We start from the raw sequence: 10714 nt of genomic DNA on the forward strand, positions 1-10714 counted from the left end.
GTTCAGGCATGTACAGCGGGCCTTTCAGGCCGCAGGCGCTCAACAGCGACAACAGCACCAGGCCGGCTGCGAGGCGGCTCGCCCATGGGGCGGACGTTGCGGGTTTGGGCGCTTGCATGGCGGGACTCCACGATCGGGTAAATCGTCATTATGAACGAAATGGGGTGTCCGGCGTGTGGCGCAGGTTTTTGTTTCCGGCCCCGCAGACCCGCACATCCGGGTTCGGATGTGCGGACTCGCTCGCCGGCTTGCTAGAACTGGACGCGCTGGGTTTGCGCCGGCGTGCCGTTGAAGTTGTCGCCCGTCCCGTTGTTGTTGCTGCTGGACAACTGGTTGACCAGGTTGTTGATGGCGTCGGCGGGCGGCGCCGCATTGGCATCGTCGGGAGTGGGCAGGCCCACCCGGGCGACTGCCTGGCCAGGGGGGAACTCCGAAAAATAGTAGTCCCCGTTGATTTTTTCCAACCCGGCGGGCATGGGGCCCGGAGGAGTTTGCGGCTGGTTCTTCAGGGCGTAGCGCATGTAGTCCAGCCAGATGGGCAGGGCGGCGCCGCCGCCGGTTTCCCGCACGCCAAGCGAGCGGGGCTGGTCGTAGCCCATCCAGGCGACTCCCACCAGCTTGGGTGTGAAGCCCGCGAACCAGGCATCGTGCGAATCGTTGGTGGTGCCGGTCTTGCCGCCGATATCGTCGCGTTTCAGCTCGCGGTGCACGCGCGCGCCGGTGCCGTAGGTGGCCACGCCGCGCAGCATGTCGTCCATGACGTATACCGTGCGCGGATCGACGACCCGGGCGGCGGCGTCGCCGGCCACGATGGGCTTGGCCTGCATGATGACTTTGCCGCTGCTGTCGGTGATGTGGTCGATAAGATAAGGCAGGACGCGATAGCCGCCGTTGGCGAATACCGAGTAGCCGTCGGCCAGTTGCAGGGGGGTGACGGCGCCCGCGCCCAGCGCCAGGGGCAGCACGGCGGGGTTGCGCGCGCGGTCGAAGCCGAAGCGCGTGATGTAGTCCTGCACGTATTTGGGGCCCACCGCCTGCATGAGGCGGATGGACACCATGTTCTTGGATTTATACAGGCCCTGGCGCATGGTCAGCATGGGCTCGTAGGCGTTGCCGTAGTTCTTCGGCGACCATGGCTTGGAGCCGGTTTGTTCGGCGGTAAGCATGAACGGTTCGTCGGACACCTGGGTGGCGGGTGTCATGCCGCGTTCCAGCGTCGAGGCGTAGATGAACGGCTTGAACGACGAGCCGGGCTGACGCCAGGCATTGGTAACGCGGTTGAACTGGTCGTCGCCGTAGCTGAAGCCGCCGACCATGGCCTGGATGGCGCCGTCCTCGGGGCGGATCGAGACAAAGGCCGCCTGCACGGTGGGCTTGTTGATGATCTCCCAGTAGTCGCCGTTCTTGCGGACATACACGACCGAGCCGCGCTGGATCCTGACCTTTTCCTTGGCGTTTTTCACCAGGCCGCGGGCAATGACCTTCAGGGCGTTCTTGTTGGTGACGTCGATGATTTCCTGCGACGAGCGGGCCACGACGACCTTGTCGGGGCTGGCCGAAAGCACCAGGCCCACCAGCAAATCGTCGCTGTCTGTGTATTTGTCCTGCAGCGAATCCAGGATGCCGTCGAGTTTGTTGGTGTCGTTTTCCACGCCGGCGGGCAGGTCGATGGTTTCTTCAGGACCGGGATAGGGCGCGCGGCGCGTGTAGTCCAGCACGCCATCGCGCACGGCCTTGTAGGCGGCTTCCTGGTCGCCCGACTTGATGGTGGTGTAGATGTTGAAGCCGCGCGAATAGACGTTGTCCTGGTAGACACCGTACAGCAGTTGGCGAGCCAGGTCGGCGACGTAGTCGCCATGGATGGCGTAGCCGCCTGTAGGCGTGCCTGGCGCGGATTTCAGCACGATGGGTTGCGCCATGGCCTGCTTGTATTCGTCTTCAGTGAGGTAGCCCAGGTCTTTCATGCGCCCAAGCACATAACCCTGGCGGGCCTTGGCGCGCGAGAAGTTGGCAATGGGGTTGAAGCGCGACGGCGCCTTGGGGATGCCGGCCAGCATGGCGGCTTCGGCGGGTGTGATTTCCGACAGCGGCTTGCCGAAATAGGTGCGCGACGCCGCGGCAAAGCCGTATGCCCTGTGGCCCAGATAGATCTGGTTCATGTACAGGTCCAGGATCTGGTCCTTGGACAAGGTGGATTCGATCTTGAACGTCAGCAGCAGTTCGTAGAACTTGCGGGTATAGGTTTTTTCGGAACTCAGATAGAAGTTGCGGGCGACCTGCATGGTGATGGTGCTGGCGCCCTGCGCCTTGGACATGTTCACCACGTTGGCGACCATGGCGCGCACCACGCCCAGCCAGTCGATGCCGCCGTGCTGGTAAAAGCGGTCGTCCTCGGCTGATAAAATGGCCGACTTCATGACATCCGGAATTTCGTTGAAGCTCAGGACGTTGCGGCGCTCTTCGCCGTATTCGCCGATAAGCACTTTGTCGGCGGTGTAAATGCGCAAGGGAACCCGCGGCCGGTAGTCGGTCAGGGCGCTGAGGTCGGGCAGGTTGGGCCAGGCCAACGCAAGCGCCAATGCGCCCAGCAGCGCGCCGCACAACCCCAGGCCGGCTGCGAAGACGACTATCTTGAGGATAAAGCGCCCGAGCCACGAACGGGATTGCGGGGAGGAATTTTGCGAGGATTTGGTAGAGGAACTCATTGAGGGCGATTTTAAGTCCAACTCGCGCCAGACTACGGTTTGCACAACGGGTTTGTGTAACAAATTAATGCAGTGCAGCAGTCTATGGTGGGATTGCAAGTGGGATAATACACAAATGAATGACTCTTTACGTTTGGACGCCGCGTCGGCGTCACCCGCCGGCAGCGCCGAGGCGGCCGAAACCGTGTTGCTGCCTTACGACAAGCCTATCTTCCTGGTCGGAATGATGGGGGCGGGCAAGACCACGATAGGCCGCCACCTGGCGCGGTCGCTGGGCCGCAAGTTCGTCGACCTCGACCTGGCGCTGCAGGATCGTTGCGGGGTACGGGTTGCCACCATCTTCGAGATCGAGGGCGAAGAAGGTTTCCGGCGCCGTGAAACCGCGCTGCTGGACGAATACTCCCGCACGCCCGGCATCGTCCTGGCGACGGGCGGCGGCGCCGTATTGGCCGCCGAAAACCGCGGCTACCTCAAGGATCGCGGTGTGGTCGTGTACCTGCGGGCCAGCGGCGACGAGCTCTACAAACGCGTGGCGCGCGATCGTCATCGCCCTTTGCTGCAAACCGATAATCCGCGCGAGCGGCTGCTCGACCTGCTGCGCCAGCGCGAGCCGTTGTACGATGAGGTTGCCGCGCTGACTTTCGACACGGGCAGCATGCCGGTGCCGCATGTGGTGCGCGCCCTGATTCCGCTATTGCAAAACTACGAGAAGCATTCATGACCACGGTACACGTCGATACGCCGGGAGGGCGCTACCCCATTAATATCGAAGCCGGCCGCCTGGATCGCCTGGCCGAGGCCATCCCCCACGACGCCACGTCCATCGCCCTGGTCAGCAACCCGACGGTGGCGGCGCACTACAAAGCCCGCGCACAAGACGCGCTGGGCAGGTCCGGCAAGCGTGTCATCTACATCGAGCTGCCCGACGGCGAGTCCTACAAAGACTGGCAGACCCTGAACCTGATTTTCGACGGCCTGCTGCAAAACCGCTGCGACCGCAAGGCGGTGCTGGTGGCGCTTGGCGGCGGCGTGATCGGCGACATGGTCGGGTTTGCCGCGGCCAGCTATATGCGCGGCATCCGGTTCGTGCAGGTTCCCACTACCCTGCTTGCGCAGGTGGATTCTTCGGTGGGCGGCAAAACGGCCATCAACCATCCCTTGGGCAAGAACATGATCGGCGCGTTCTACCAGCCCATTGCCGTCGAAATCGATACCGATGTCCTTAAAACCCTGCCGGCCCGGGAAATCAGCGCCGGCCTGGCCGAGGTCATCAAGTACGGCTGCATCATCGACGCGCAATTCTTCGACTGGTGCGAGCAGAACGTCGCGGCGCTGCGCGCCCTGGACCGCGATGCCGTCACGTACGCCATTCAACGCTCGTGCGAGCTCAAGGCCCATGTGGTGTCGCAGGACGAACGCGAATCGGGCCTGCGGGCCATCCTGAATTTCGGCCATACCTTCGGCCATGCGATCGAAGCGGGCCTGGGCTTTGGCGAGTGGCTGCACGGCGAAGCGGTGGGCTGCGGCATGGCCCAGGCCGCCGAGCTGTCCGTGCTGGTTGCGGGCCTGGACGAAGCCAGCGCCAGGCGCGTGCACAGCCTGGTGCATGCCATTGGCTGTCCGGTCACGCCGCCCAATCTGGGCACCGAGCACTGGATAGAACTCATGCAGGTCGACAAAAAAACCGAAGGCGGCACATTGCGTTTCATCATGCTGCCCGAGATCGGCAAGGCAGTGTTCCAGTCCGCCCCGATGGACGAATTGCGGCAGGTATTGCACAAGACCGCCGTGCCGGTGCTGTAAGGCGTGCCGATGACGCAACTGGCGCCTTACGCCTGCGATCCAGAGCAGACCCGCGGCCGCGTGCATGCCGAAGCGCCGCCGGTTGGCCGCAGCCAGTTCCAGCGCGACCGCGACCGCATCATCCACTGCAATGCATTCCGCTTGCTGGAATACAAGACCCAGGTGTTCATCAACCACGAAGGCGACCTGTTCCGCACGCGGCTTACGCACAGTATCGAGGTGGCCCAGATCGGCCGGACCCTGGCGCGCAACCTGGGCCTGCATGAAGACCTGACCGAAGCCATTTCACTGGCCCACGACCTGGGCCATACGCCTTTCGGCCACGCGGGCCAGGACGAGCTCAATGCCTGCATGCACGAGCTTGCGCCCGCCGCCGGCGGCTTCGAGCACAATCTGCAGAGCCTGCGCGTGGTGGACGAGCTGGAAGAGCGCTATGCGGCGTTCAACGGCCTGAACCTGTGCTTCGAAACCCGCGAAGGCATACTCAAGCATTGTTCGGTGTCGCATGCGCGCACGCTTGGCGCGGTGGGCGCGCGGTTTCTCGAGCGCACCCAGCCTTCCCTGGAAGCGCAGATCGCCAATCTTGCCGACGAAATCGCCTATAACAATCACGATATCGACGACGGCCTGCGCTCGGGACTGATCACGATCGAGCAGTTGCAGATGCTCGAGATCTTTTCGACCCATTATTCCCAGGTCATGCGCCGTTATCCCAATATAGACCGGCGCCGCGCCGTTTCCGAAACCATACGCGCCATGATCAATACATTGGTGCTGGACCTTACGGAAACCACGCGGGCCAATATTCTTCGGCAGCAGCCGGACAGCGCCGACGCGGTGCGCGCCGCGCCGCCCCTGGCGTCATTCTCGTCCTCCATGCGCGCGCAGGCCGACGCCTTGAAGCACTTCCTGCTGACCAATCTGTACCGGCATTACCGGGTCATGCGCATGACGACCAAGGCTCGCCGCATTGTGCGGGAGCTGTTCGTGGCCTTCCTGAACGAGCCCAGGCTGCTGCAGGCCGAGTACCGGCGGGACGACGACGTGGCGCAGGCGCGGGCCATTGCCGACTACATTGCGGGCATGACGGACCGCTACGCGATCCGCGAGCACAGGGCGCTGTTCAGCATGGATTGATGGGCATATGGCCCATCGAGCGGATTTCTTCGATCAGCAGTTGCGCGCCCGGCGACGAGTGGTCTTGCGTGCGCCGCAGTATGCCGATGGGCCGGCTGGTTTCGGGCAGATCGATGGGCAGGACGACCAGCGAGCCCGCGTCGATCTCGGGCTGGAACAAGTGGCGGGAGGCGGCGGTAACCATGTCGCTGTTGAGCAGCAGCCCGCGAATCATGGATAGATCCGAGGATTCGACGGCGACGCCGGGTTGCGGCATGCCCAGTGTTGCGAAGGCCACGCGCAGGACTTCGCGCGTGGGTGTGCGCCGCCTGGGCAGTATCCAGTCGGCGTCCAGGACTTCGCGCACATTGCAGGCCTGATCCGCCGCCAGGGGATGGCCGGCTCTGGCGATGACGACCATGCGGTCGCTGAAGAGGTCTTCGCGGATCAGGTCGGCGTATTGCTCGACGGGCCGCAACGCGCCGAGCACCAGGTCGATGTCGCCGCACCACAGGCCGTGGGTCAGGGTTTCGAATGGGCCTTCCACCGTGGTGAAGTGCAATTGCGGGTAGCGTTTGTGCAGGCTGGCGATGGCCGAGGGCAGGATGTAGGCGCGCCCGAAGGGCAAGGCGCCGATGGTGACACGGCCTTCCATGACGCCGTGCATGGCGGCGATTTCCTCCGCCGCCAGGCGCAATTGGGTAAGCGCCCTTTTTATGTGCACCAGCAGCAGCTCGCCGACGGACGTCAGCCGGATGGTGGACGTGGAGCGGTCGAACAAAGCCAGCCCCGTGCTGACTTCCATGTCGCGCAGGGCGATGCTGACCGCCGGCTGCGAAATATTCATTTGCTGCGCCACCGCGCCCATATGCCTGTGCTCCGAGAACGCGACGAGCACGGCCAGCCGGCGCTCGTTGACGGCCAGCGAGAAGATGGGGGCGTTGCGCGGCTGCAGACCGCTTTCTTCGTAGATTTCCTTCAGGGCGTCGCGCACCGCCTGCATTTCTTCGAACGCGAACTCCACCCGCCGCTCCAGTACCTTGCCGGCGTCGGTGGGCAGCATGCCGCGGGTCGTGCGTTCGAACAGCTTTACACCCAGCGCCTCTTCGAGTTGCTGGATCGAGTTTTGCACCGCGGATGGCGCGCGCCTGAGTTCGTCGGCGGCTTTCGTCATGCTGCCAAGGCGGCAGACGGCGTGGAAGACCCGGAGGTGTTTGGTGTGCGGGATGGCGGGTTCCGGGGAGTTGGATTTCACAGCGGGCTCATAAGGCGTTTCGGTGTCGTTAGAAGCGTTTTAGATGACGAAAGAATGAGGACACATGCCAGAATGTAATCATTGTAGCGGGCCCGCTTGCGGGCCGAACTCAGGAGAAACACCATGCTGGTTGCGCCAAACTTCGTCATGCCCAATCTCGATCTCGAGGCCATCATGCGTTCTTTGCTGGAAACAGGCAAGAGAACGCATCAATTGTGGTTGACGCCGGATTCACTGGCTTTTGTGGCGCGCGGCCGCGAGTACCGCAGCGAATTCCATATCAACCCCAGCTATGAAGTTCAGTATTCGATCAAGGGCGACCTGAACCTGCATTACCGCACTCCGGGGGGCGAAGAAAAAGTCGCCTTCGTGCCCCAGGGTTCGTGCTTGTTCCAGCCGCCCTTCGTGCCGCATTCGCCGCGCTTTGCGCCCGACTCGTTCCAATTGGTCATCGAGCGCGCGCGCCTTCCGGGCGAGATCGACCGTTTCCATTGGTTCTGCCCCAATTGCGATCACTTTCTTCACGAAGAGTTCTACACCGTCGACGACTACAAAGCCGATCCGGTTTCGCGCGCCTACGATAATTTCTACGGATCGGAAGAGTTCCGCACCTGCAAGAAGTGCGGCACGGTCATGCCGGTTCCCGAGCAGTGGGCGGCCAAGGCATGAGCAGCATGCCCAGCACGCTTGAAGAGCAGTTGCGGCCCGAGCACAGCGCGTTGCTCGTCATCGACATGCAAAACGATTTTTGCGCCGAAGGCGGCTATTTGCATACGCGGCGCAACTACGACGTCAGCTTTGCCCCGACCGTGGCGGCCAATATCCGGGTTCTGATAGATGGCGCGCGCCAGGCCGGCGTGCCGGTGGTGTGGATCCATTCCATCTACGACTTCAAATACCTGACCGAGTCCTACAGGGTCAAGCGCGGCGAAGAAGGCTGCTGCCTGGAAGGCAGCTGGGGGGCGGCCCCTTTCGGGGTCGAGCCGGCCCAGGGCGATATCGTCGTGCAAAAGCACAGCTTCAGCGGCTTCTACGGTACGGGCCTCAATGAGGCCCTGCGCGCGCAAGGCATCAAGACCCTGATCATCACCGGGGTCGCCACCAACGTGTGCGTCGACTCCACGCTGCGCGAGGGGTTCTTCCACGGCTACTACATCGTGCTTGCCGAAGACTGTGTCGGCAGCAACAGCCGCATCGGCCACGAAGGAACCCTGGCCACCGTGCGCAACAACATCGGCGCCGTCGTGCCGTCGCAGAAGGTGGCGGCATTGCTGTCCCGCAGGGTGGCGGCGTGATGGCATCAGTGTGCCCAGCAGTTTATTGCGTTGAAGCCTGTTCGGCTGCCGCCATGTCCTCCAGCATTTTCCTGACACGGGATGGTCCTGCATCAATGGACAGCCATGTCTGCTGACGTATGCCTGTTGCCGCCTGCTCGCGTTGCACGGCGGTGACGATCACATTGTCTTCAGCGAAAGTTTGATCGAGGCCGGCAAACTGATCGGCTTGCAGCTTTTCGTCGTCAATGCCGAAGTTGCGCAACTGCATCCAAAAGAAATGTGTCGTGGTTTCGCTCTCGGGGGTCAAGAACTTGTAGCCGTGCAGGCGCAGGCCTTTGTCCATGTTTTCTTCAGTATGCTCTTGCCCGGCTTCCATCGTGACGACATCCACCCGCGAGACACAGGGCGCGAAATAGTAGTAATACTGGCAACGGTCGACAAGCCCTTGGAAATTGCCATTCCGTTTATCAATGGGTGGCGGCGGGACGTCGTTGGACCACCGGTAGGTAACTAGATAATCGGCCCCTTGCTCTACTTTGACAGGAACTTCGCTGGTGGCAGGATTGCCAATGGTGCGTAGGTGTACGTAGGTGGTGTGTGCAGGATCCTGAAGATTCTCGGCGATATTCAAGTAATCGCCGCCATGAAGCTGGTAGCCACCGTCGATGATCGTCCAGCCCGGCTCGTTGATCCTGCGGATTTCGTGAATTTTAGCTGGATCGGCCATGGCCGGATCGCCCATCCAGATCCAGATGGCGTTATAGCGTTCTACCAGCGGAAAACTGCGCACCTTGGCGGTAGCCGGTATCCGGTCCTGCCCCGGGATGCGAACGCATGCGCCACTGCAGTCGTACTCCATGCCATGATAGCCGCATTGAAGATTGTCGTTTACCAGCTTTCCCATGGAAAGAGGCAGCAGTTTGTGTGCGCAGCGATCGGTCAGCGCTACGGGGGTGCCATCGTTCTTGCGATAAAAGACGATAGGCTCACCCATGATATTGCGCTTTAGCAGTTCCCGGCCGACCTCTTTGGCCCATGCGGCAACGTACCACGCATTCTTGATGTAGATCGACATTCGTTGTCTCCTTTTTTCAGGCCGAAGTATTGCCTGCCCGGCCTTGCCGGCAAATGCGGTGAATCCGTATGTCCGCCATGGGGCCGTAGTGATTACGATCGATTCGGGACGGCTTTGCAGGTGCGTGCGTGCAACAAAGCCGGGCAAAGCTGGTCATAGGCGCCAAGAGGGCAGGAAAGACGGCTGCGGCCGGGTGAGGTTGGCCTCGACTCGGCAAGCGAAGGGATCCGCGAAATGCGTTGGCAACAACACGATGCCGTTGTTCATGCAGTCGTTCAGGACGCTCAGGCGGGTTTGAAGAGCCTGCTTGGGGTCGTCGTCGAACACCGACCAGACCTCGGGGTAGGGCAGTTGTATGGGATGGTGGATCACATCGCCGCAGAACATCGCTTGCTGCCCGGCGGTTTTCAGGCGGATCTTGACATGTCCGGGGGTATGTCCCGGAGCGGGCTCAACCGTCAGCAAATCGTCGACGGTATAGCCGTCGTCCACAAGCACCATTTGTCCCGCTTCTTCGACCGGCAGCACGCTGTCGGCAAACACGAATTCTTCGGACTCGCGAGGCACGTGATCCGGCCGGCGCTCGTCCCATCGTTCGAACTCGTCGCGGGTGAAGATGTACTTTGCGTTGGGAAACGTTGGCACCCACTTGCCGTTTTCCAGCCGTGTGTTCCAGCCGACATGGTCGGAATGCAGGTGTGTGCACATGACGAAATCAATGTCTTCGGGATTCGCGCCGGCGGCGGCCAGGCGTTCGATCCATGGCTCATTGCGCATATGGAAGCGGGGGTTGATTGGCCGGTGCTTGTGATTGCCGATGCAACTGTCGATAAGTATTGTGTGGTGGGCGGTGCGAACCAACCAGCTGTGGATGCTGGTCTGGATGCGATCTTCGTCCGGATCGTAGAAGCGTGGAACGAGCCAATCCTTTTGTGCCTGCCACATTTCCGGGATGAAGTCCGGGAACATGAATGTGCTCTTGAAGCCTGGGCCGTGGTAGTCCTGCACGCGGGTTATTTCGGCATTGCCGAAATGAAGCCCATGTCCGCATAGGTTTATATCAAGCCTGCTTTTAGCCATCTGATCCGCCCTTTTTCCTGGATGCACAGAACAACTTTTGGCTGATTGTGCCACCGTTTGTTGTACTGTCGCATGCGGTTATAAGCTTTTTAGATACCCTTAAAAGCATTTTGGTGTCGACGCGTTGATGGTTCGAGGCAAGAATGGTAAGCCTCGATACCCCATAACAATGATTACAGCGTTTCCTAAGGGCATTCACTTTGCATGTCCGTAGGGAAATAACCATCGGCCCAAGTCGTCAATGTGCCGATTCCTAGGAGAGACAATGAAACGCATCATCAAGACGGCCCTTGCGGCAGCATGCCTGGCAACCGCCGCGACCAGCCTGGTTGCCGCGCCCGCCTCGGCGGCCGAGCCCTTCAAGATCGGGCTCATCGTTCCCATGACCGGCCCCTTCGCCTCC

The 10714-nt window shown here is 61.5% G+C and carries 10 protein-coding genes; 5 read left to right on the forward strand and 5 right to left on the reverse strand.

What is annotated here, in order from left to right:
* The coding region (gene lptM / locus VNT00_RS17890; RefSeq protein WP_414650906.1) for an LPS translocon maturation chaperone LptM at positions 1 to 118 on the reverse strand (118 nt) is incomplete at its 3' end.
* Positions 119 to 251: 133 nt separating this feature from the next.
* Positions 252 to 2705 carry a penicillin-binding protein 1A gene (locus VNT00_RS07400; protein WP_325586016.1) on the reverse strand — a complete coding sequence of 818 codons (2454 nt, stop codon included), beginning with the start codon at positions 2703 to 2705 and terminating at the stop codon, positions 252 to 254.
* A 115-nt stretch (positions 2706 to 2820) separates the two neighbouring features.
* Between VNT00_RS07400 and VNT00_RS07405 the strand changes: the two genes are divergently transcribed.
* The 3 genes from VNT00_RS07405 to VNT00_RS07415 are packed head-to-tail and all read left to right on the forward strand — an operon-like array spanning position 2821 to position 5645.
* Positions 2821 to 3426: a shikimate kinase gene (locus VNT00_RS07405; protein ID WP_325586018.1), complete on the forward strand. Its 606-nt coding sequence runs from the start codon at positions 2821 to 2823 to the stop codon at positions 3424 to 3426.
* On the forward strand, positions 3423 to 4508 hold the full coding sequence (gene aroB, locus VNT00_RS07410) for a 3-dehydroquinate synthase (RefSeq protein ID WP_325586020.1): 1086 nt from the start codon (positions 3423 to 3425) through the stop codon (positions 4506 to 4508). The genes VNT00_RS07405 and aroB overlap by 4 nt, the downstream gene beginning before the upstream one ends.
* Before the next feature lie 9 nt (positions 4509 to 4517).
* The gene (locus VNT00_RS07415) at positions 4518 to 5645 is read left to right on the forward strand and encodes a deoxyguanosinetriphosphate triphosphohydrolase (protein WP_325586022.1); all 1128 of its coding nucleotides are present in this window, start codon (positions 4518 to 4520) and stop codon (positions 5643 to 5645) included.
* Here the strand turns inward: VNT00_RS07415 and VNT00_RS07420 are convergent.
* Positions 5632 to 6879, reverse strand: a complete 1248-nt coding sequence (locus VNT00_RS07420; RefSeq protein ID WP_325586024.1) for a LysR family transcriptional regulator — start codon at positions 6877 to 6879, stop codon at positions 5632 to 5634. The genes VNT00_RS07415 and VNT00_RS07420 overlap by 14 nt on opposite strands.
* A gap of 123 nt (positions 6880 to 7002) precedes the next feature.
* On the opposite strand from VNT00_RS07420, the gene VNT00_RS07425 reads away from it, so the two are divergent.
* On the forward strand, positions 7003 to 7548 hold the full coding sequence (locus tag VNT00_RS07425; RefSeq protein ID WP_325586026.1) for a 3-hydroxyanthranilate 3,4-dioxygenase: 546 nt from the start codon (positions 7003 to 7005) through the stop codon (positions 7546 to 7548).
* 5 nt (positions 7549 to 7553) lie between these two features.
* Positions 7554 to 8174 carry a cysteine hydrolase family protein gene (locus VNT00_RS07430; protein ID WP_325586028.1) on the forward strand — a complete coding sequence of 207 codons (621 nt, stop codon included), beginning with the start codon at positions 7554 to 7556 and terminating at the stop codon, positions 8172 to 8174.
* A 22-nt stretch (positions 8175 to 8196) separates the two neighbouring features.
* On the opposite strand, the gene VNT00_RS07435 is transcribed toward VNT00_RS07430, so the two are convergent.
* On the reverse strand, positions 8197 to 9231 hold the full coding sequence (locus VNT00_RS07435) for an aromatic ring-hydroxylating dioxygenase subunit alpha (RefSeq protein ID WP_325586030.1): 1035 nt from the start codon (positions 9229 to 9231) through the stop codon (positions 8197 to 8199).
* Positions 9232 to 9384: 153 nt separating this feature from the next.
* Positions 9385 to 10200: an MBL fold metallo-hydrolase gene (locus VNT00_RS07440; RefSeq protein WP_325586032.1), complete on the reverse strand. Its 816-nt coding sequence runs from the start codon at positions 10198 to 10200 to the stop codon at positions 9385 to 9387.
* Positions 10201 to 10714 lie beyond the last annotated feature (514 nt).

The sequence above is a fragment of the Eoetvoesiella sp. genome (assembly GCF_035555955.1).
GTDB lineage: Bacteria > Pseudomonadota > Gammaproteobacteria > Burkholderiales > Burkholderiaceae_B > Eoetvoesia.